General features: G+C 57.9%; 14 protein-coding genes. 2 read left to right on the forward strand and 12 right to left on the reverse strand.

The features are described 5' to 3' along the window. Positions 1-163 precede the first annotated feature (163 nt). From ACOYW0_RS03305 to ACOYW0_RS03335, 7 genes are all read right to left on the reverse strand, one after another. Positions 164-925, reverse strand: a complete 762-nt coding sequence (locus ACOYW0_RS03305) for a hypothetical protein (RefSeq protein ID WP_482417154.1) — start codon at positions 923-925, stop codon at positions 164-166. 200 nt (positions 926-1,125) lie between these two features. Further along, positions 1,126-3,315 (reverse strand): catalase/peroxidase HPI, encoded by a 2,190-nt coding sequence (katG, locus tag ACOYW0_RS03310; RefSeq protein WP_482417155.1) that lies wholly within the window; start codon positions 3,313-3,315, stop codon positions 1,126-1,128. 522 nt (positions 3,316-3,837) lie between these two features. Further along, the gene (locus tag ACOYW0_RS03315; protein WP_482417156.1) at positions 3,838-4,947 is read right to left on the reverse strand and encodes an aminomethyl transferase family protein; all 1,110 of its coding nucleotides are present in this window, start codon (positions 4,945-4,947) and stop codon (positions 3,838-3,840) included. Between the two features lie 824 nt (positions 4,948-5,771). Further along, positions 5,772-6,572 (reverse strand): dihydropteroate synthase, encoded by an 801-nt coding sequence (locus ACOYW0_RS03320; RefSeq protein WP_482417157.1) that lies wholly within the window; start codon positions 6,570-6,572, stop codon positions 5,772-5,774. A 169-nt stretch (positions 6,573-6,741) separates the two neighbouring features. Beyond that, positions 6,742-7,380 carry a corrinoid protein gene (locus ACOYW0_RS03325; RefSeq protein ID WP_482417158.1) on the reverse strand — a complete coding sequence of 213 codons (639 nt, stop codon included), beginning with the start codon at positions 7,378-7,380 and terminating at the stop codon, positions 6,742-6,744. Positions 7,381-7,511: 131 nt separating this feature from the next. After that, complete coding sequence (locus tag ACOYW0_RS03330; protein WP_482417159.1) at positions 7,512-9,098, reverse strand: BCCT family transporter; 1,587 nt, start codon at positions 9,096-9,098, stop codon at positions 7,512-7,514. A gap of 248 nt (positions 9,099-9,346) precedes the next feature. Further along, positions 9,347-10,771 carry a trimethylamine methyltransferase family protein gene (locus tag ACOYW0_RS03335; protein WP_482417160.1) on the reverse strand — a complete coding sequence of 475 codons (1,425 nt, stop codon included), beginning with the start codon at positions 10,769-10,771 and terminating at the stop codon, positions 9,347-9,349. A gap of 561 nt (positions 10,772-11,332) precedes the next feature. Here ACOYW0_RS03335 and ACOYW0_RS03340 point away from each other — a divergent pair. Beyond that, positions 11,333-12,682 carry a sigma-54 interaction domain-containing protein gene (locus ACOYW0_RS03340; RefSeq protein ID WP_482417161.1) on the forward strand — a complete coding sequence of 450 codons (1,350 nt, stop codon included), beginning with the start codon at positions 11,333-11,335 and terminating at the stop codon, positions 12,680-12,682. 30 nt (positions 12,683-12,712) lie between these two features. On the opposite strand, the gene ACOYW0_RS03345 is transcribed toward ACOYW0_RS03340, so the two are convergent. From ACOYW0_RS03345 to ACOYW0_RS03365, 5 genes are all read right to left on the reverse strand, one after another. Beyond that, positions 12,713-12,979: a DksA/TraR family C4-type zinc finger protein gene (locus ACOYW0_RS03345; protein WP_482417162.1), complete on the reverse strand. Its 267-nt coding sequence runs from the start codon at positions 12,977-12,979 to the stop codon at positions 12,713-12,715. 153 nt (positions 12,980-13,132) lie between these two features. Then, the gene (locus ACOYW0_RS03350) at positions 13,133-14,479 is read right to left on the reverse strand and encodes a uroporphyrinogen decarboxylase family protein (RefSeq protein WP_482417163.1); all 1,347 of its coding nucleotides are present in this window, start codon (positions 14,477-14,479) and stop codon (positions 13,133-13,135) included. A gap of 300 nt (positions 14,480-14,779) precedes the next feature. After that, positions 14,780-15,412: a corrinoid protein gene (locus ACOYW0_RS03355; protein ID WP_180145735.1), complete on the reverse strand. Its 633-nt coding sequence runs from the start codon at positions 15,410-15,412 to the stop codon at positions 14,780-14,782. A gap of 81 nt (positions 15,413-15,493) precedes the next feature. Beyond that, positions 15,494-17,077, reverse strand: a complete 1,584-nt coding sequence (locus ACOYW0_RS03360) for a BCCT family transporter (RefSeq protein ID WP_482417164.1) — start codon at positions 17,075-17,077, stop codon at positions 15,494-15,496. A 225-nt stretch (positions 17,078-17,302) separates the two neighbouring features. After that, on the reverse strand, positions 17,303-18,832 hold the full coding sequence (locus ACOYW0_RS03365; protein ID WP_482417165.1) for a trimethylamine methyltransferase family protein: 1,530 nt from the start codon (positions 18,830-18,832) through the stop codon (positions 17,303-17,305). Positions 18,833-19,752: 920 nt separating this feature from the next. Here ACOYW0_RS03365 and ACOYW0_RS03370 point away from each other — a divergent pair. Further along, entirely contained in the window at positions 19,753-21,762 is a 2,010-nt protein-coding gene (locus tag ACOYW0_RS03370; RefSeq protein ID WP_482417166.1) for a TonB-dependent receptor, read from the forward strand. The last annotated feature ends 460 nt before the right edge of the window (positions 21,763-22,222 follow it).

Genomic DNA, 22,222 nt, shown 5'->3' on the forward strand with positions numbered 1-22,222 from the left:
ACAGGTTTTACGAACGACGTGGATGGGCCGAAAGCTTTCGGCAAGCCGACTGTTTTAAACATAACGGACATTCAACCGAAACGTTTTTGCGGAGCTTTTTTCAAAAAGCGACCCGCCGGAGGCAACTGAATGGTTACGAAAAAAAGAAGCCACTCATGGAATCTCAATACTTGAATCGCAAGCCTGTTCCCACCCCCCAGTCATAGGGCTTGTCGCCCCCGACCCCCACAAGGCCATCCAGGTACAGGGCAATCCTTTCATTGATGTGCTTGCCGAGCTGCAATTCCGCATTTGCCGGGATGGCTTCATCATTTTCCCAGTCCACAGGGACCTTGGCATCCAGCTTGATCCATACTTGTTTGGGCAATGGCCTCAACACGATCACGCGGAAGGCCGTGGTGTTCACGTCTTCCCCACTGTAGCTGAGATAATGCTGGACCAGGGGAATCAACATGGTGCCGCTCTGGAAGCCCAAAGCGATGCCGGCAAAGGGACCGATCTGATCGGCCCCTGTACCGATGCCTTTATCCAGATCTCCCAGATCCACGATCCAGTCAAAGCCAAAGGCAATGCGATACTTCAAATCCCCCCAGATCCCTTCCGACGGGAAAAAGATCCCCTTCACCAGGGCGGACTCGAAATCCTTCTCGCTGCTCCCGGTCACGTTGGTCTCCCAGTAGTGGAGTTCGTACTTGATCTTCACCTTCTCGTGGGCCATGAACGCGCCGTCAATGGAGAAATCATTCACGTGACCGCTGTCCAGGTCCAGGTACTGCCACCTCAGATCGGTGTTCTTGACCTTTGCAAGGGGGTTACTGGCGTTTTCCCGTTTCGCCTGCTCGGCAACCGCAACCAAGGCACTCGACAAAAGCAGCGCACACACAGAGAAAGAGGCCACAAAGCATCGAACCATGCGTCTTTTCATGGGTATTCTCCCAGTCAATCGGATGTGATGGCGACATTGACCAACGCCACGCAGATGCCGCTCTGTTGTTGACCAGGGCGTTCAACGCCCCCAGCCCGGTGCCCCTTCCCATGTGCGGCAAAGGGTATGCCGAACACCGGAAGGGGCGATGCAAAGGGCGATTACAGGCCGCCTTCACCCTGGTTTCCCCGCGCCTCAATTCAGGCAAGGTCAAAGCGATCCAAGTTCATGACCTTGTCCCATGCAGCCACAAAGTCGTTCAGGAACCTCTCCTGGGAATCCCCGCACCCGTACACCTCGGAGATGGCCCGAAGCTGGGAGTTGGACCCGAAGACGAGATCAACCCGGGTGCCCGTCCATTTCCGCTCTCCGGTTTCCCGGTCCACGCCGTCGAACACATCGGCGTCGTCGGAGGTGGGCTTCCACTCGGTTCCCATGTCCAGCAGGTTCACAAAGAAATCGTTGGTGAGGGCCCCAGGCCGATGGGTAAAGACGCCGTGGGAGGATTGACCCGTGTTGGCCCCCAGAACCCTGAGACCGCCCACGAGCACCGTCATCTCCGGTGCGGTGAGGGTAAGCAGTTGGGCCCGGTCCACCAGCAGCTCTTCGGCCCGCACGGAAAATTTACCTTTAAGGTAGTTGCGGAACCCGTCAGCAACCGGCTCCAGCACCGAAAACGATGCCACGTCGGTCTGCTCCGGGGAAGCGTCAGTGCGTCCGGGAGAAAAGGGAACGACAATCTCATAACCGGTTTTCCTCACCGCCTGCTCGATACCGGCGCAGCCCCCCAGCACGATCACATCGGCAAGAGACACCTTTTTACCGCCGGACTGGATAAACGCCTGCCGGACCTCCTCCAGGGTGTCCAGCACCCCCTTCAGCGCAATGGGCTCATTGACCGCCCAGTCCTTCTGGGGCGCAAGGCGAATCCGAGCACCGTTGGCCCCGCCGCGCTTGTCCGAGCCCCGAAACGTGGACGCAGAGGCCCAGGCCGTTGTCACAAGCTGGGAAATCGACAAACCCGAGGCCAGGATCTTGCCCTTGAGGGCCTCGATATCCCGGTCGTCGATGAGCTCATGGTCTACGTCAGGCACCGGGTCCTGCCAGATAAGGGCCTCTTCCGGAACCTCGGGACCCAGATAGCGGGAACGGGGTCCCATGTCCCGGTGGGTCAGCTTGAACCAGGCCCTGGCAAAGGCGTCGGCAAAGGCCTCCGGGTCTTTGTGGAACCGCCGGGCAATGGGCTCGTAGATGGGGTCCATGCGAAGGGAAAGGTCGGCGGTTGTCATGATGGTCGTCACCCGCTTTGACGCATCATGGGCTGACGGGGCCAGGTCCTTTTCATCGGGGTTGACCGGTACCCACTGCCAGGCACCGGCAGGACTTTTGACCAAGTTCCAGTCATAGCCGAAGAGCATGTCGAAATACCCCATGTCCCACTGGGTTGGTTTCGGGGTCCACGCCCCTTCGATGCCGCTGCTGATGGTGTCGTCCCCGTGCCCGCTCTTGAACCCGCTCTTCCAGCCGAGACCCTGTTCTTGAATACCCGCGCCTTCGGGTTCCGGCCCCACATGGGTGGGGCTGCCCGCGCCGTGGCACTTACCGAAGGTGTGGCCGCCCGCCACCAGGGCGACGGTCTCTTCGTCGTTCATGGCCATGCGCGCAAAGGTCTCGCGCACATCGTGGCCGGAAGCCACGGCATTGGGCTCGCCGTTGGGCCCTTCGGGGTTGACGTAGATCAGGCCCATCTGCACGGCGGCAAGGGGGTTTTCCAGATTCCGCTCACCGCTGTAGCGGGTATCGCCGAGCCACTCGGTCTCGGTGCCCCAGTAAATATCTTCTTCCGGCTCCCACACATCCTCGCGCCCGCCGCCAAACCCAAAGGTCTTAAACCCCATGGACTCTAAGGCGCAATTGCCTGCCAAAATCATGAGGTCCGCCCAGGAGAGCTTCCTGCCGTACTTCTGCTTGACGGGCCAGAGCAGACGACGAGCCTTGTCCAGGTTCACGTTGTCCGGCCAGCTGTTGATGGGTGCCAGGCGCTGGTTCCCGGTACCTGCCCCGCCGCGGCCGTCTCCGGTGCGGTAGGTCCCTGCGCTGTGCCAGGCCATGCGGATGAAAAGACCTCCGTAATGGCCGTAATCCGCAGGCCACCACCCCTTGGAGTCGGTCATCAACGCGTAGAGGTCTTGTTTCACTGCCGCAAGGTCCAGTGCCTTGAACTCTTCGGCGTAGTTAAACGCCTCGCCCATGGGATTGACCAGATGAGAATTCTGATGAAGCATCTTCAGATTCAGCTGATTCGGCCACCAATCCTTGTTGGATGTTCCTCTGCCCGCAGCCGGGCTGCCGGTTTTGCCCGTCACCGGGCACTTGCTGGCGTCGCTCATGATCCGTCTCCTTTAAGGCTGTTGGTTGGACACGCATGGTTATTGATCCATGATTTGTGCATCATCATCCGTCGAAAGAAGCAAAAAAAGCGGTGGAAGGTCCCAGCAGAGAAGCCTGGGTTTATTTAGCGCGAATCCCATATGGGCAGAGCAGAGGATTAAATGGACGGGAGGCCTTGCCTCCCTGAGAGGAACTTTAGAAACGGGAAACGTTTTTTGTATGAAACCGGTAAGAACCCGGGTGGTCGGGTTCGGTCACAGGGCGTCCCCGGGCGCGGCATGGCAGTGAAGAAAAGCTGACGGCCCCGGAGCCCTCCGACCGGGTGGCATATGCCCTGTTACCGGACGGAAGCCGTGCAGCACTGAAGGCATAGTATCACATTGATATAGTGGGTTAAAACAGTTTAGCCCACAAAAACGCCCAAAGCACATTTGCTGACCTCACAAAAAACACGTGCCCCTCGGAACACCGAACGGCACGTGTTGGTCAGTTTTCAGAACCCATGGGGGATTTGCTGCCGTTTATTTGGCTTTTACCCGCTCCTTCTTGGGATCGTAGACGGGGAAGGACACCACCGTACCGGTGCAGGCACCCTTTTCTCCAACGATCTCCACCCTGGTGCCCACGGCCGAACATTCGGGTTTCAGGCAGCAGAAGGCCAGGGATTTGTTCAGGTTCACGGAGTAAGCCGGCTTGCCGTTGACGCTTCCCGCCTCCTGGCCGTCCACCAGCAACGTTTCGCCGCCTTCAAGGGCTTCGTCGATATCCGCTTCAATGCCGCACAGAAGGAAGCGCTCTTTTCCCTTGGCTGCCAGCACGGCCTCTTTGCCGCGGTAGTCGGCCTCTTTTTCAGGATGGATCACCCAGCCCAGCCCCACTTCCCAGGGGGTCTTCTCCATGAGGTCGAACCTTCGCCAGACAAGGCCCGCTTCGATGCGGAGGGTAAAAATACTGGAGAGGGAGCAGGGAATGATCCCCAGGTCCCGTCCCTTTTCGTAGAGGTTGTCCCAGATGGTGCAGATGGTGTCGGGGCGGGCAAAAATCTCATACCCGCGCTCGCCGGAGAAGCCCGTACGGGAGATGACGCAGGGGCAGCCGAAGAGCTCGGTCTCCTGATGGTTGAAGTATTTCAGGGTGGGAAGGTCCATGGGGGTGTATTCGTTGAGAAACTCATGGGCCATGGGGCCCTGGACCGAAACCAGGTGAACGGCATCATCCACATCCACCTCAGCGTCCAAGCCCTCACAGGAGGCCTCCACCATCTTGCGGGCGCACCCGTCACCGTGCCAGACCAGATACTCATCGTTGCCCATGTTAAAGGCGATGCCGTCGTCACAAATGGTCCCGTCATCCCGGAGGAAGGGGCCGTATTTGGAGGTGCCGGGCTTCAGCCTGGTCATGTCGTGGGTCATGGAATGGTTCAGTGCTTTGACGGCGTCTTTTCCCCTGACGTAAAACTTAAGGAACGCGGTCAGATCGTACATGCCCGCCTTGGTGCGCACCGCGTTGTGCTCATCTTGGGGATCGGTGCTGTAGGACATGGGAACGGCCATGCGGATATATTCCTGGAGGCTGCCTCCCAGGTCGATATGGCGGCAGGTCAGTGCGGAAGTTCTCATGATTTTGGTCATCTTTTACTCCTTGTCTGATGGTGCGCGTTACAGGCGTCACACCGGGGTGACGCCGGTCGTTCCTTTGATTGGTAAGGTGCGGCACTACGGGCAGATGCCGCGATGCCGGGTGAATCCCCGGCGGCCAGGGGAGCTCGCCGGGGATTCGTGTTCATCGGCTGCCGCTAAAGGATAGTCGGGGAAGGCTGCCGTCTGTGGTGCCCCGGGACGCCGACCGCTTGTTGCGATGCCGGAGCCATACGGAACGTGGATTGAACGTAGGTGGCACCCCCATGGTGCCGGGTGCACCGAAGATGCTCCGCGGGCAAAGAAAAGCCGCCACGCCTTAGTCGAAAATGGCAGCAGCCCGTGGTCCCGGTGCGTGATACCTCAAGGTAATATGCACGGGACGTGCCACGGACCTTATCCATCATATCTCGTCAAAATATCAAACCCTTACAACACCAGGACCAACCAAGATCAAAACCGCCGATGCATTTGTGCAAGCCTTGGCCCTCACCGCCTGCGTGTGCTGTGGGCACCAGACAGCTGAAAACCCCTTCAATTTGGCAGGTTGGAGCTCACATCACCACAGCCGACCAGGCGCAGGGAACAAAAGACAGCTTGCAAAAACGCATCGGCCTGCCATGGAAGAGCCAAACGCCCTTTGAGCCAAGGGTGTTGACGATGCAAAAACCCATCGCCCCTGCAAGCCGACTGTGCCCGCCCCCCCCTTCCTTATACCGACCAACCCAAAAAGCCTTCGCCGTCACGGGCTGCGTTCTTTATGCAGCACCCGTGCGGGCGAAGGCTTTGTATACACTTTTCTGGCTCGACGATTCGGATCAGGCCTTGATCTTGCCCGAGCGGGTCCCTTTGAGATAGTTCATGCAGAAGGTGTCGTTGCCCCTGAGCATCTCGCAGGTGTCCAGCACCGCCATGAGTTCGGTATCCAGGGGGTCCATGATGGCCGAGTCAAACCCGCGGGCCATCATCATGGCCAGAAAGTTCCGGTTGACCATGCGGCGCTGGGGCAGGCCGAAGGAGATGTTGGAAAGGCCACCCGTGGTGTGTACCCCCTCAAGGTCGGTCATGATGGTCGCCACGGCGTCCAAGGCCATGGTGCCGTTGTTCACATCGACGCTCATGGGCTGAATCAGGGGATCGATAAAAATATCGTCCCTTGCCATACCGATGGCCTCCAGCTCGGACACGAGGGTTGTGGCCCGATCCACGATGTCGGCTACGGTGCGGGGCATGCCCGAGTCATCCATGCACAAAGCGATGATGCTGCACTCCTTGCCTTTAAGAAACGAGATCATGGGGTCGAACCGGTCCTTCTCCAGGCTGATGGAGTTGATCATGGGCTTTTTCTCGGCCAGGCCGTAGGCCATCTCCAAAACCGCGGGGTCCGGGCTGTCCAGACACAGGGGAAGAGAGGTGGCCTGCTGCACCACGTCCATGAGCCAGCGCATGTCCTCCTCTTCGTGGCCGATGCGGGCCCCGGCGTTGACATCGATGCAGGTAGCCCCACAGGCCTCCTGCTGCCTCACGTCCTCTATGATGTAATCGACGTCCCGGTCGGCAACGGCGGCCTTTACGTTTTTCAGGGTGGTGTTGATTCTCTCTCCGATGACGGTAAACATGTGAGGGCCTCCTGGTGGTATGCCTAATCAAGTGTGGATGGATTTATTGAGTGGGAAACAGCCTCCGGCTGGGTCTCTTTTTGAAAAAAAACGCCGTAAAAACGTTCCGGTTGCAAGGCATGTTCACGGGCAGAGCCCCGGAGCATGTGCATACCCGGGGCCCGGGAAATCACCCGGCGGCCATGACGGATTTGGCCAGCTTTGTGGCGGAACCTGCATCCGGGGCGTACCCGTCGGCGCCGATTTCATCGGCAAACTCCTGGTTCACCGGGGCACCACCCACAAGGATCTTGACCTTATCCCGGAAGCCGGACTCTTCAAAGGTCTGGACGGTTTGGCGCATCATGGGCATGGTGGTGGTCAGCAGAGCGGAGAGGGCCACGATGTCTGCGTTGTGTTCCTTGGCCGCTTCGACAAAGGATTCCGGGGCCACATCCACACCCATTTCAATAATATTGAACCCGGCGCTTTCCAGCATCATGTGCACCAGGTTTTTGCCGATATCGTGGAGGTCTCCCTTGACCGTGCCCAGGACAATGGTCCCGGCGGCCGAAGTGTCCTCCTCGGAGAGCAGGGGCTTCAGGATCTCCACCGCGCAGCCCATGGCCTGGGCGCTCATGATCACTTCGGGGATAAACATCTCCCCGGTCTCCATCTTGCCCCCGATCACATCCATGCCGGCGATGAGCCCCTTGTTGAGAACCTCGTGTGCCGGCATCCCGCCATCAAGCATCTCTTTGACCAGGGCCACGAGTTTGTCCCCGTCCCCTGAGAGCATCATGTCCAGAACCGGTGTGTAATCAGTCATTGCGTACTCCTTCTCAGTGGTTGTGGTATGCCGCCTCCCGGCAGGGGCGGAAGGGCTCCACGGAGCCCTTCCGCTTCTCGCCTCGATGGGGGCGTTATGGGTTGGTTCGGTGGTGCCGGGCACCTGCCGAATCATGCGTTATCGGTTTCAAGCGCCTTGGCTTCCTTAAGAGCCGGAAGTTCGTTCTGGATCAGGTCTTTCACCAGGGCCACGATGCTCAGGACCATGATCATGAAGTAAGGCACGGAGCCCACGATGGTAGCGGTCTGCAGCCCCTTGAGGCCCCCGGAGTAGTTGAAGACCACGGTGAGCAGGCCCAGGATCACCCCGAAGGTGACGGTGAGCCGATGACCGGCCTTGGGATCTTCCACGTCCACGCCGCTGGTGGCAAAACGCGCGGCAACGTAGGTGGCTGAATCGCAGGAGGTGATGAGAAAGGAAAAAATCAGGATCAGGGAGACGCCGGTCATGACGTGAAAAAGCGGCAGGTGTCTCAGGGTCTCGAAAAGGGCCATGGCCAGGTCCTGGTTGATCACCTCGCTGACGTTGATGTCCTGAACAAATTGCAGGTGCAGGGTGGTGCCCCCGAGGGCGGCGGAAAAGATAAAGGAGAACAGCGGGGGCAGGATGACCACGCCCAGGATAAACTCCTTGATGGTGCGGCCGCGGGAGATCCGGGCGATGAAGGCCCCCACAAAGGGCGCCCAGGCGATCCAGAAGGCCCAGAAGAAAACGGTCCAGCCGCGGGTCCAGCCGTCGTTTCCGAAAAGGGTGGTGGCAAAGGAGAGCTTGGGCAGGTCGGTCATGTAATCGGAAAAGCCCATCCACAGGGTTTTAAAAATGTAGGCGGTGGGGCCGAAGACCACAAAAAAGGCGATGAGGACAAACATCAACACCACGTTGAGGTTGGACAGGTGCTTGATGCCCTTGGAGACCCCGGTGATGGCCGAGACCACGAAGGCAAGTGTCACCAGAAGAATAAGAACGGTGGTGGTGTTGGTTCCGCCGGGAATGCCGGTGAGGGAGCTGATGCCGCTGGCCATCTGCATGCCCCCCATGCCAAGGCCGGTGACCACCCCGAAGATGGTGGCCCAGGCGGCAAAGGCATCCACCACGCGCCCTGCCATGCCGTTGGCGTGCTTTTCACCGATCAGAGGAATCAGGGACCGGGAGATCATGGCGCCGTGGCCCCTTCGGTACTGAAAATAGGCAATGGCAAGGGCCACGATGGCGTAGATGGCCCAGGCGTGAAATCCCCAGTGGAAGAAGTAGATCTCAAGGCCGAGGCGGGCTGCGGCAAAAGTGTTGGCCTCACCCGTGGGGGGTGCCGCCATGTGGACCAGGGGCTCGGAGACGGACCAGAAGATCAGGCCAATGCCCATGCCTGCGGAAAAGAGCATGGAGAACCAGCTGAAGGTGGAGAACTCCGGCTTTTCATTGTCCCGGCCCAGCCGGACCTTGCCGAAAGGAGAAAAGGCGATGGCAATGCAGAAGAGGAGGATACCGGTGACACCGAGCAGGTAGGTGGATTGAAACGCTTTGAAGACGAAGCCGACGGCGGTGTTGCTCACCGTGGCCAGGGCCTGGGGCCAAAAGGCCCCGAGTACCACAAAGGGCACGGTCAGGGCGATGATGATATAGAAAATTGCCGGATCGAGCTCTTTTCCGAAGTACCGTCTCAAAAATCCATCGTTTGGGTGGGGACCTACTTGATTCATGGTATCTCCTCATTGTGTGGTTGATGACACCGGATCTGTGTGCCTGGAAAAGAGACCGGCATGGAGGCAGAGCCCCGCGTGTACGGCGGCCCCGGCCATGCCTGATCGGGCAGGGTTTCTTTTCGAAGGACAAAGGTCCGTATGGATCTGGGACATCTTTGGCCCATATCTTCTTTCATGAATCTTCCGTAACGCCGGTGCTTGCCTTGTTCACAGCACAAGCCAGCACCGGTTCGAAAGTTGTTAAGTTATGCGGCAAACTCTCCTTTGTGTATGTACTGCCTCAAGTCATTTTCAATGGTCGGGTCGATGTCGGGCTTGACGTAGGCTTCGAGCCGTTTCTGGACCTGGTTGGAGGCATTTTCAAAAAAGGCGTCTCTGTCTTCGACAGCCCATTTTTCATAGGAGGTGCGTACGGCGACATCGGGGATATAAAATTCGGTGCGGCAGCGTTTGGCCGTCATGGGATCCATGATGTAGGTGCCACCGGAGCCGATGCGGTGGATGGCGTCCAGGGCCAGGGCTTCATCGCTCAGGTCCAGAGGCGCCATGGCCCGTTTGAGCATCCCGCCGATCTCTTCGTCCATGATAAATTTCTCGTAACTCAAGGCCGTGTAGGCGTTTAAAATACCGCAGGCCTGGTGCATGTAATGGACCCCGGAGAGCAGCCCGGCCATGATGGTCATGGCAGACTCAATCCCCGCCTGGGTATCCGGGAAATGGGCATCGCTGAGGCCGCCCCCGTACCGGCAGGGCAACCCGTAGTAGGCGGCCATCTGGGTGGCGATGCCCAGGAGTTTCAAGAGTTCGGGGCTGCCGATGCTGGCGCTGCAGAACCTGAGGTCTGCGGCGCAGGAGGTCCCACCGCAGACGCACGGGGTCCCCGGCCTCACCAGCTGCGCCAGAACAATGCCCGCCAGGCTCTCGGCCATCTCCATCACCGCGGTTCCTGCAAGGGTGATGGGCCCGCTGACCCCTGCCATGACCATGCTGGAAATAAGCAGGGCCTGCCCTCCCCGCGCATAGGTGATCAGGCCGTCGGCTGCGTCGGGATCGTAGGTCAGGGGCGAGGTGGGGTTCACCGAGATAATGGTAAAGGGGGCTTCACTTGCCGCTTCCCGGCTTCCCCACACAATGGCTCCCATGTCCATGGCGATGAGGGCGTTGGCCTTGCAGCAGGGGTTGCCGGTCATGGGCATGTCCGTCAGGGTAAAGGCGGCGGCAAGCTGCTCGGCAGAGGCTGTTTCCGGGGGAAGGTCCTTGGCAGGGACAATAGAACTGGCCGTCATGTCCAGAAAAGGCGAGGTTTGAACCAGCTTGGTGAGATCTGTGGAATCCTTCCAGGTGGCGTTGCGACGGGTGCCGGAGGCATCCATGATAAAGGGAGCGCCCCAGCCCGGACTGAGAACGAAATGGTCGCCGCCGATGCGAACGGACTTCTCCGGGTTCCTGGCCCGGATGGTAAACTCCGACGGAGCAGTCTCCAGGGCTTTCATGACCTGGGCCTCCGTAAAGAACACCTTGCTTCCCTCCACCTGAAAACCATGGGCCGTAAAGATCTCGAGGGCCTCCTCGGAGTTGAAGACGATGCCGGTGCGTCCCAGCACGTCCAAGGTGGCGTGGTGAAGGCGCTCGATTTCCTGATCGGTAAGGGACTGAAGTCTGTTCTGCATGGCTGAGTACACTCCTTTGCATGGTGCCACACACCGTGGCTGTTACTGATCCGGACATTGGGATGTCGTTGTGAAAGAGCAACTTGTATGCCATCAGGGGGACTTCGACGAGGAATGGAGCTATATCAAGGGCGTTGGAAGCCGTTCTCACGGGGGGCCGCGGGCAAAGCGATGCGAAAACCCATCGTCTTTTCCCGCAGAGATTGAAAAAACAAGTGGTTATGCAAGGCGGCATTGGCGATGGGTTTTTGCATCGGCACCGAACATGTGAAAAAACACCGTTTTGCAGAATTTTCGCGGTTTCGAAAATGTAAAAACGCATCGAAAGAAAGGCAGCCCCTCTAAAAAAACGCCCGGCCGTGGAGGCAACTCTCCACAGGTCCGCCGGAAGGAGGTCATGAGTGACCACTGTTTGTTTATGGGACCCGGGTTATTGACTTTGGGGGCTCCGGCACGCTATGTATTTGGCATCACAGTCAGGATTTCAGCTTATGGTTTGCTTTATTTTCGTCTCTATTACTCGTTTATAGGCATCGAATCCTGATGGGGAGGGCATTGGTGATGGGAAGCATTTTAAATTCCGCACCCCACGGGATCTGGGTGTGGGATGGGTTTGGCCGGGTGATCGCCGTGAACAAGACGGCGGAGAAATACGGCAGGGTTGACGAGAAGTCTCTCATTGGAAAGTGTTATCTGGAGCTGATTCGGGACGGGCTTTACGACCGATCCGTGGCCCATGACATTTTTCGGACAAAAACCCGTGCGTCTGTCAATTCACGTTCCATGCGCACCGGGCTCCTGACGCGCAACACCGGCATTCCGCACGTGGATGAGCGGGGTGAAGTCTATCGCATTGTGGTTACGGAGACCCCTGTCAACGGAGCCGGTGAGGTTCGGCCCCTGTCGGACTCCGAAGCCATTGACGCGCTGTTGAACGAATCCTTTCACGACCCCACCATGGTTCGGGTGGGAAGCTGTGAGGTCGTGGCCCGTAGTGAGGCCTACCGCAACACCCTGAAAAAGAGTTTCAACCTCGCAGACAAAGGGGTATCCCGGATCCTCATCCTCGGGGAATCGGGTTCAGGCAAGGGGCTCCTGGCACGCGTTATCCATGAGAGAAGCGCACGAAAATCACACCCCTTTGTCCAGATCAACTGCGCTGCTGTTCCGGAAAACCTCCTTGAAGCCGAACTCTTCGGGTACGAAGGCGGTGCCTTCACCGGAGCCAGGGCCCAGGGCAAGGCAGGCCTTCTGGAGAAGGCCAACGGCGGTACCATTTTCCTTGATGAAATCGGAGAGATGCCCCTGTCGCTCCAGGCAAAGCTGCTGAAGTACTTAGACGACTTCCAGGTGATGCGCCTGGGCGGGACCCAGGAGACCAAAGTGGACTGCACCCTGATCGCGGCCACCAACTGCGACCTGGCCACCCATGTGAAGAAGGGACGGTTCCGTGAAGACCTTTATTACCGAATCAACGCCTTCAGCGTCCCCATCCCGCCCCTGCGGGAACGCCCGGAAGACATTCCCGTCCTCTTCGAGCATTACCTTGCGGCCTACAATGAGCGGTACGGCTCCAAATGCAAGCTCTCCCCCCTGCTGGTGGAGAGCCTCCGGAGCTACCCCTTCCCCGGCAATGTCCGGGAACTGAAAAACATCGTCAAACGGGTGGTCGTGCTTGGGGAAACCGAGGCCCTGGATGGGCAGGTGGCCGCCTTTATCAGGCAACGGCCCTCTTCCGACACCTCACAACCCCTGAAAGCCCAGGTCGAGGCCTTTGAACGTGAGCTTTTGAAAAAAGCCATGGTCCTTCACCCCACAACCCGGGCCCTGGCCCAGCACCTGGGCATCGACCAGTCCAGCGTGGTGAGAAAACTCAAGAAGCACGGGCTCAATGCCGGGCGCCAGGGGTAGCTGCACGGTGAGCCGCCTTGAAAGCTGGCCTCAGCGAAGCTGGCTGTCCTTGCTGCCCCGCCGGTTGATGGCTGAGGCACGTGTCTGGCGCTGCTCTTCCTCCTGCTGGCACGCAACGCACAGGGTAACGCCGGGTATGGCCTTGCGCCGTGCTTCCGGGATCTCCTCCTCACACAACGCGCAATGGGTGAGGCCGGGTCCCTTGGGCATCATCTCGCGGACCCGCTTTACCTCATCGCCGATACTGGCATCGATCTGATCGTTTACGGCCCCGTCACGGGCCCATCCAACAGCCATCATCCCTCCTTGCATCACACCATGGTTTCCAAGCCTTTTCCTTAAGCAATATCCCCAACAAAAACAAGCCTTGGGCCAATAAAAAACCCCGAACCGTTAAGGGCCTCGGGGTTTTTCGTTGTCACTCTCCGGTTGCCTTCGGCAAGCCGGGGCTTACTTCATGGCGGCGTTGATCTCTGCTTCGAGGGTCTCGCTGGTGGGGATCAGGGAGACGTGCTTGATCTCACCGTTTACCAGCATGGCCGGTGCGTTGGCAAGGCCCACCCGGTTCATGAAGGCGACGTTTTCGGGGTACATGATGGAGCGTTCCACCACCTTGACCTTGTCACCGAAGGGAGCGGCGGCGTCGTTGGCGGAGGCGACCATGTAGCCGCAGGCCGCGCAGGTCTTGGAGTCAATGGTGACCACTTCGATGAGGACGTGGTCGAGGCCGGCGTAGTCCGGCAGCTCGATCTCCGGGAGCTCGTCCTTTTTCACATAGGCCTCAAGGGCCTTGCGGGTGGCCTCCTTATTATGGACGGCCATGCCGATCCCCACGATGTTTTCCGGGGGAACGTTGAAGGGCACGTCGCACCCGGGGGCCAGGATGAAGTCCTTGGTGCCCAGGGCGTCCATAAGCTCGATGGCGGCCTTCTGGTTGTCCTGCTGGGTGCCGAAGAGCATGGTGATGGTGAGCTGGAGGTTGCCGGAGATGAGGATGCCGTACTCGTCGGTGACCTTCTTGGCTTCCAGGATGTCCACGTTTTCATCGATGGCGATGGCATCGGGCCGGGTCTCGCACATGGCGGAGATGCTCTTTGTGGCGTCACCGCACACAAAAAAGGTGGAGGGCACGCCCTGGGTCTTGAGCTTGTCGTAAAAAGCCGTATAGGGCTCGGTCAGGAACTGCTTGAAAGAGACCGGGGAGATCTGGGAAACCAGGGGATCCACGGCACCGATCACATCGCATCCTGCTTCAATCAGGAACCCGGCATACTCGCTGACCACCTCTTCGCAGTAGTTGATGAGCTCTTTAACCTTGTCGGCGTCGCCGTACATGTCCATGAAGATGTTGGTACCGCGCAAATGGGACGCCAGGGTCAGGGGGCCGCACACCAGGCCGTAGAGGGCAATATCGGGACGGGCTTCCTTGAGACGTCGGGTGGCCTCCATGATGATGGGAATGCGGCCGTCCTCTTTGGTCAGGCGCTTGGTGGGAATGGTAAAATCGTTGGCAAGGGGGTGGCTGCACACCGTGGGCGGGGTGTTGGGGTACCACTTCAGGTCGCATCCGAGGATCTCGGCCTCCACCTGCAGGTCGAACATCACGGGCAGTCCGTCCGGCGCATACTGCGCCACCGCTTCCAGCAGGCACTCGACGAGCTTGTCTGCGTCCTTGAAAATTTCATCTGCGGCATAGCCTTTGAGGTTCGCGATCTGGGCACCGGTGTAGGGGACCCAGGGGGTGCGGGGGACATCGTTGTGGTTAAGGGCGTTCAGAATCAAGGACTTGCCGTCCATGGGGTACCTCCGATCAAAAAAAACATGTATGTACGGGCCAGAAACAAAATCCGGCGATGTTGCTTAAAAATACAGGGAGCCTGCCGCATCCACGCCTGTCCCAAAGGGATGGGGAAAAAGCGTGGATACAACAGGAAAAACGTCACTGTTCAGCTTATGCCTCCGGCGGGTCGCTTTTTTGAAAAAAAGCTCCGCAAAAAACTTTCCTGATACAAAATCAGGCAAAACTATTTCGGCAGGTCCGCCGGAGGCGTTTTGGCGCTAAACAGTTCCATACGCCATTGCCTTGGAGCATTCGGATTAGTGAAGAACCAGCTGCCGGGCGACCTTTCCGGCGTCTCCGGCATCGGCGGCAAAGGCGTCCGCCCCGATGCTTTCGGCATACTCCTGGCTCAAGGGGGCCCCGCCCACGAGGATTTTCACGGAGTCACGGATACCGGCCTCTTTGACCGCTTCGATGGTTTCTTCAACGTTGCACATGGTGGTGGTCAAGAGGGTGGAAAGGCCGATGATGTCTGCGTTGTGCTCTTTGGCCGCCTCCACAAAGGCCTCCTTAGTGATATCCACGCCCAGGTCCACCACATTGAAGCCCGCGCCTTCCAGCATGATGCACACCAGGTTTTTCCCGATGTCATGCAGGTCCCCGTGGACCGATCCGATGACAATGGTGCCGATTTTTGTGTCGGCCTCACCGGTGAGATGGGGCTTCAGGACCTCCACACCGGTTTTCATGGCCTGGGCGGACATGAGCATCTCCGGCACAAAGGTCTCCCCGGCGGAAAAGCGCTCACCGACTTCATCCATGGCCTTGATGAGTCCCTCCTGGAGGATGGTGTTTGCGTTGGTCCCTGCCTCGAGTTCTCCGTTGACTTCGCTGACGACTTTGCCGGCATCAAGGCCGATGACGGCCTGGAATATATCTTGGATAGCCATTTTTTTATTCGTACTCCTTGCAAAAAAAAGACAAAAAACACCGGGGCGTGTGGTTGGATGGCCCCGGTGCGTGGTGCTTGGTTATTCGCTGTGGGAGGGGGCGGCCACGGCCTCCCCTTCTGCTCGTTCGTTTTGAATCAGGTCTTTGACCAGGGTGACGATGCCCAGGATCATGACGATGAAAAAGGGCACGGACCCCAGGATGGTGGCTGTCTGGAGGCCCTTGAGGCCGCCGGAGTAGTTGAACACAACGGTCAGGAGCCCCAGGATAAGCCCGAAGGTGATGGTCAGGCGGTTGTTTGCCTTGGGATCGGAGACGTCCACGCCACTGGTGACGAATCGGGCGGCCACGTAGGTGGCCGAGTTGCACGAGGTGATGAGGAAGAAGAAAATCAGCACCAGGGAAAGCCCTGTCATGAAATGAAAGCAAGGCAGGTGCTTCAGGGTCACGAACAGCGCCATGGCAAGGTCCTTGTTGATGGGATCACTGACGTTGAGGTGCCTGACAAACTCCAGGTGCATGGTGGTCCCGCCCAGGGCCGCCGAGAAGATAAAGGAGAAAACAGGCGGCAGGATAATAACCCCGAGGATAAACTCCTTGATGGTTCGCCCCTTGGAAATACGGGCGATGAAGGCACCCACAAAGGGGGCCCAGGCAATCCAGAAGGCCCAGAAAAAGACGGTCCAGTTACGGGTCCAGGTGTCGTTGTCGAACAAGGTGGTGGCAAAAGAGAGCTTGGGAAGATCAAGCATGTAGTCGGAAAAGCCCATCCACAGGGTTTTAAAGATGTAACCGGTGGGTCCGAACACAGCAAAGAAGAACATCAAAACGATCATGAACACGACACAGAGGTTGGCCACGAACTTGATCCCCTTTGCCACGCCTGTCACCGCTGTGGCGATATAGGCAAAGGTCACCACCAGAATCAGGGCCGTGGTCAGGTTGGGCCCTCCGGGAATGCCGAACAGGCTACTGATGCCGCTGGCCATCTGCATGCCGCCCATGCCCAGGCCCGTAACCACACCAAAAATGGTGGCCCAGGACGCGAAGGTATCCACGAGGCGGCCCACCAGGCCGTTGGCGTGCTTCCTGCCGATGAGGGGAATCAGGCAGCTGGAGAACAGGGCGCCCTCCCCTTTTCTGAACTGAAAATAGGCCAGGGTCAGGGCCACGACGGCGTAGACCGCCCATGCGTGGAAGCCCCAGTGAAAAAAGTAAAGCTCAAGGCCCAGGCGGGCCGCTTCAAAGGTGTTGGCCTCACCCGTGGGGGGAGCGGCCATGTGCACCAGGGGCTCGGCAACGGACCAGAAGATCAGGCCAATGCCCATGCCGGCGGAAAAGAGCATGGAAAACCAGCTGAAGGTTGAAAACTCCGGTTTTTCGTCGTCCTTGCCGAGGCGCACCTTGCCATAGGGTGAAAAGGCAAGGGCCAGGCAGAAGACAAGAATCCCTGTGACTCCCAGGAGGTAGGTGGACTGAAAGACCTTAAACACATAGCCCACGGCGGTACCGCAGACCTTGCTCAGAAGGTCCGGCCAGCCGGCGCCTAAAACAACAAAGGGCACGGTGAGGGTAATAATAAAATAAAAAATGGTGATGTCTAACTCGGCACCGAAGTACCGCTTCAGCACGCTTTGGTTTTCCTTACATCCGTCCTGTAACATACAATGTCCTGTCATAGTGGTTGGAATGCGCGGCCGCCTCTCGCTCCATACAAGAGGTGCGGCCGCAGTATGATTGGATGACCCGTAGCCCGGATATGTCATGTGCCGCCTGATTCCACGGTCACTGGCATCAATTCATCGGCGTTGCGTTTTCCCATGGGATATCCGGGTGAGCCCTCGTCTTTCACGGGTCGAGCCACCCTTATGTCTCATGAAATACCCGGGTCAGGCTGCGGTGGTGGCTGAACCGCGCCGTGTTTCGATATAGGCCATCAGATCCTTTTCAATGGCAGGATCCATGTCCGGCCTGGTGTAGGCGGCAAGGCGCTCCTGAACGTGCTTCGCGGCGGTATCGAGCATCTGAGGGCTGCCCTCCTGCACCCATTTGGTGTGGTTGTTGCGATAGGCCAGGGTGGGAAGGAAAAATTCCGTGCGGCAGCGCATGGCTGTCATGGGCTCCATGAGGAAGCTGCCGCCGGCCCCTATGCGGGTAATGGCATCCAGGTTCAAGGTCTCATCGGTGAATTCCACGGGTTCAAGGGCCCTTCGAACCATTCCGGCCAGCTCTTCGTCCATGACGAATTTCTCCAGGCTCATGGCGGTGTAAGCCCCCAGGATGCCGCAGGCCTGGTGCATGTAGTGGGTCCCGGCAGCAAGGCTCAGGGCCATGGTCAAAGCCGACTCCATACCCGCCTGCATGTCTGAGCAGTGGGCATCGGTGAGCCCGCCGCCGTAGCGGCAGGGAAGGCCGTAGTAACGGGCCATCTGGTTGGAGATGTTCATCAGCTTCAGGAGCTCGGGGCTGCCGATGGTGGCGGCGCAGAGACGAAGATCGGCCCCGCAGGAGGTGCCCCCGCAAACACAAGGGGTACCGGGGCGCACAAGCTGGGCAAGGACGATGCCTGCAAGGCTTTCGGCCATCTCAATCACGGCGGTTCCGGCCAGGGTGATGGGGCCGCTGAGGCCCGCCATCACCATGCTGGAGATGAGAAGGGCCTGGCCGCCGCGGGCAAGCTCGATGACGCTGCCGGCTGCCTCGGGGCCATAGATAAGGGGAGATGTGGGGTTGATGGAGGTAATGGACACCGGGCTTTTGATGACCTCCTCGCGGCTTCCCCACACAATGGACGCCATCTCCAGAAGCTCCACGGAGTTCTGCCGACCGGAGGGGTTGCCGGTGAGGGGCTTGTCCGAATAGATGAAGGTGGAGGCCAAAAGTTCGGCCGATGCGGATTTGGGATCAAGATCCGGAGGGGCCACCATGCCGCTGGCGGTCATGTCGATATACTGCGATCCCTGCACCAGCTTGAGGAGGTTCTCCACATCGCCCATGGTGGCCGAACGCCGGGTGCCGTCGGCATCCATCACAAACGGGGCTCCCCAGCCGGGGCTCAGGGCAAAGTGATCCCCACCGATGCGAACGGATTTTTCAGGGTCCCTTGCGCGGATGATGAACTCCGACGGAGTGGTCTCCAGGGCTTTTTTCACCTGCTCTTCCCGGAAGAAGACCTTGTTCCCCTCCACCTTGAAGTCGTTTGCCTTGAAGATCTCGAGGGCCTCATCGTCTTCAAAGATGACCCCCGTGGATCCCAGCACCTCCATGCAGGCGGCGTGAAGTTTCTCTTTTCCGGCGTTATCCAGTGTTTGGAACCTGTTCAGCATGTCACCACACTCCTTGTATCTATTCTGTCGACCTTGCGGTTGATTGAAATCAGAAGAATAATTTATCGAAAACCGGATAACAGCAAGACACATGCCAAATTGAAATAAAAAAATTTGATAATGATAATCAGCGGGTTTGGCGGCGGGCTATGTTACGGCAGAAGGAGCGTTGATGCAAACATGCATTTTATTTCATGCAACAGGCCGGATTCTTGGCATTTTATCTGCTTTGATGTGCCAATGCATTTTTGCATAATCTCTCAACAGGGCGTGTTTCAAAGGGTTTTTCCATGGAAGGGTGGCGTGCCAATGCAGTTTTGCATTAAATGTGCCCCACCGGAGACCGCGACCACGGCCTGCCGGCCCAATCCCCCCCCCTGCCCTGATACCGCGAAAACGGATCCTCCCCCTCAGAAATAAGGACCATCATCGATGATTTCGTATCCATGCATAGCCCGGTTATTTCACGAGTCGAGTGCACCCATATTCAAGGCATCAGAGCTGCAGATGTCGTGGTTTTATAAAAGCCCTGATAACGCAGAAGATGGGTGCACTCGGCTCGCCAGAAGGGTGAGTAGACCCTCTGCTTTGAAAGGCTCTGCCCCAAACGGATACGGTCCCACCGCACCCATAGTCCACACATCAACGATACAATAAAAAACCCCGCTGCATGTAAATGCAGCGGGGTTTTTGCTGGTGCCGAGTCTTTTGCATATGAATGGGCTAAACCGAAAGCCCGCCGCAGAACCGGCTGTATCAGCGTACCCTTTCATTCACTCTAAAAAGACATTTCGTATTGACTATTTCAATTGCTCATATTAACGTCCTTGGAGCCAAAAATAAATTTCGACACCCCAAACAAATCATCCCCCCCGCCACAGTGACACTGCGTAAATGCTGGGGAGTTGACCCACACCAGGCCTTTTCCATGGGGAGGGGAGGTGGGAATACCGTTTCCTCTGCTGCATCACCACATGCCGGCCCAGCCATACCGAAAAAAGGAATTCAGACACATGCGCACCACCATTCTCCCAGCAACTGCTCTCTGTTGCCTTTTGATTTTCGGCAACGCCTTCGCCCACGACGACAACACACCCGAACCCCGGGCATTGAAAGAAGTGGTAATCACCGCCCAGAAACAAAGTGAAGATCCCCAGGCTATCCCCATCAGCCTCACCCTTCTCGACACCACTGACGTGGAGGACCGGGAAATAGGCGTCCTCCGGGACGTCAGCAATTACACCCCGTCTCTCATGATGTTCGACCTGGGTTTCTCCACCACCTCCCCCCCTTCCATCCGGGGCCTTTTTGCCGACGCCATTACCCTGGAGAGCACCATGGGTGTCTACGTGGACGGCGTCCCCATGACCATGGGCATCGGCATCAACGACCCGATCCTGGACATTGAGCGCATCGAAGTCCTCAAAGGCCCCCAGGGGACACTCTACGGCAAGAACACCGAGGCCGGCGTTCTTAACATCATCACAACGGAACTGGACAACGAACCCACCCGGAAGGTGAGCGTGCGGGGCGGCAGCGACAACCTGCGCGAGGCCTCTGCCTCCATCGGGGGCCCCCTCATTCAAGACAAGCTATTCCTGGGCGTCTCACTGCGCCACTATGAAAAAGACGGGTATGTTAAAAACGTTCTCACAGGGGATGAGGTGGATGACCGGGAACACAACTATGGAAAAGTAAACCTGCGTCTTGCCCCCACCGACGCCCTGGACATCACCCTGATCAAGAGCATCGTGAGCTTCGACGATGGCGCAGGAAGCCTGGGGAACACGTTCCAGCAGGACCGGGAGGTATCATCCGACCTGGAGGGAGAGAACACCTCCAGCAACGACCTCACCAGCCTGAAGGTCCATGGGGACCTCACCCCGGACGTGGCCATCGATTCGGTGACCACCCATCGAAGGTTTCACGGCGAACAGGTCCAGGACAACGACTTCACCTCCAACCCCATGCTGGAGCGCCACCTTTTTCTGGACAACGTCTACACAAAAAGCTCCCAGGAGCTTCGTCTCAGCGGCACCTCAGGTGCCCTCAGCTGGCTCATGGGGCTGTATGGAGACATCTTTGAAAACGACATCGATGAACGGTGGACGGGCACCATGCCCATGACCGTTCTCCAGACCATTGACGGGGACTCCCTGGGCATCTTCGGCCACATCAACTACGGGCTCACACCCCGCCTCAACATCATCGCAGGCCTCCGCTACGACGATGAAAAAAAGGAGCTCGACGACAAGACCAAAGGCCTGACCGAGAAGAACACCTATGACGAAGTCTCCCCCAAGGTGGCTGTCAACTACCATATCACGCCGGACATCATGGGATATGTCACCATCGCAAAGGGGTACCGCTCCGGCGGATTCAACCCATACGCCGTTGCCGGCTACCCCACAACCTATGACGAAGAGACCCTCTACTCCTATGACATCGGGTTCAAATCCCGGCTCCTCCAAAAGCGGCTGACCCTTAACGCCAACCTCTACTACATGGATATTTCGGATATGCAGGTCACGGCCCACATCTCCAAATCGAGCCCGACCCATACCTACACATCCAACGCGGCTGAAGCCACCTCCCAGGGCGCAGAGATCGAATTCACGGCACTTCTGGGAACAAGCTTCACCCTCTTCGGCGGCCTGGGGCTCAATGAGACCACCTTTGACTCCTTTGAAGACGCCCTGGGCAACTACAGCGGCAACGAAAACCGGTTCGCCCCCAGATACAGCTTCAATTGCGGCCTGGCCTACCGCGACGCCCGGGGCCTCTTTGCCCAGGTCGATGCCACCGGCTACGGCGACATGTACCTGGACAAAACCAACACCACAAAGCGGGATGCCTATGAACTGATCAACGTCAAGTTGGGTTACGAAGCCCAGTCCTTCGATGTCTATCTCTACGGCCGCAATGTGTTTGACACCACATACGACACCTTAGGCTTTGCAGGGATCTACAACATCTACTCTCCTCCGGCCGAGTGGGGGGCCCGTGTAACCGTCCGATTTTAGCCTACGCCGGATTGAACATAAAAACGGCACCTGTTTCAGCGCCCGTTGCCTCCGGTAATGCTACCGGAGGCCAAGCTGTTGAAACGTTCCGGCACACTCAATAGATTCGATAATCGGGACCACAAGCGCAGACAACAAGCCAGCCCCAGCTACCACGCGCGAAAGTAGTAGAATACGTCGTGCACACCGAATTCCCGCCAATCCCACCACTCATTTCTTTACCTACCTGCGAACAAAATGCAGATTTCCTCCACAGGTAAAAAACGACCCATTCCTATTCAGATCTCAGATGACCTCATCAGGCTGAATGATGGAATAAAAAACCCCGCTACCTTTGGAGGCAGCGGGGTTTTTGCTGGTACAACATCTGTTACGATATACAAAAAAAAAAGGATCAGCCCTATAAATACGAAGAGTGCAAGGCCCGACCAACCAGAGAGTGTAAATTTATCTGTGTATC

The sequence above is a fragment of the Desulfoluna sp. HI9BLuna genome, assembly GCF_056829775.1.

Bases quoted from the DNA above. Each gene is read 5' to 3' on its own strand.
- ACOYW0_RS03305 (WP_482417154.1), bottom strand. From the start codon at position 925: ATGAAAAGACGCATGGTTCGATGCTTTGTGGCCTCTTTCTCTGTGTGT.
- katG (WP_482417155.1), bottom strand. From the start codon at position 3,315: ATGAGCGACGCCAGCAAGTGCCCGGTGACGGGCAAAACCGGCAGCCCG.
- ACOYW0_RS03315 (WP_482417156.1), bottom strand. From the start codon at position 4,947: ATGACCAAAATCATGAGAACTTCCGCACTGACCTGCCGCCATATCGAC.
- ACOYW0_RS03320 (WP_482417157.1), bottom strand. From the start codon at position 6,572: ATGTTTACCGTCATCGGAGAGAGAATCAACACCACCCTGAAAAACGTA.
- ACOYW0_RS03325 (WP_482417158.1), bottom strand. From the start codon at position 7,380: ATGACTGATTACACACCGGTTCTGGACATGATGCTCTCAGGGGACGGG.
- ACOYW0_RS03330 (WP_482417159.1), bottom strand. From the start codon at position 9,098: ATGAATCAAGTAGGTCCCCACCCAAACGATGGATTTTTGAGACGGTAC.
- ACOYW0_RS03335 (WP_482417160.1), bottom strand. From the start codon at position 10,771: ATGCAGAACAGACTTCAGTCCCTTACCGATCAGGAAATCGAGCGCCTT.
- ACOYW0_RS03340 (WP_482417161.1), top strand. From the start codon at position 11,333: ATGGGAAGCATTTTAAATTCCGCACCCCACGGGATCTGGGTGTGGGAT.
- ACOYW0_RS03345 (WP_482417162.1), bottom strand. From the start codon at position 12,979: ATGGCTGTTGGATGGGCCCGTGACGGGGCCGTAAACGATCAGATCGAT.
- ACOYW0_RS03350 (WP_482417163.1), bottom strand. From the start codon at position 14,479: ATGGACGGCAAGTCCTTGATTCTGAACGCCCTTAACCACAACGATGTC.
- ACOYW0_RS03355 (WP_180145735.1), bottom strand. From the start codon at position 15,412: ATGGCTATCCAAGATATATTCCAGGCCGTCATCGGCCTTGATGCCGGC.
- ACOYW0_RS03360 (WP_482417164.1), bottom strand. From the start codon at position 17,077: ATGTTACAGGACGGATGTAAGGAAAACCAAAGCGTGCTGAAGCGGTAC.
- ACOYW0_RS03365 (WP_482417165.1), bottom strand. From the start codon at position 18,832: ATGTGTCTTGCTGTTATCCGGTTTTCGATAAATTATTCTTCTGATTTC.
- ACOYW0_RS03370 (WP_482417166.1), top strand. From the start codon at position 19,753: ATGCGCACCACCATTCTCCCAGCAACTGCTCTCTGTTGCCTTTTGATT.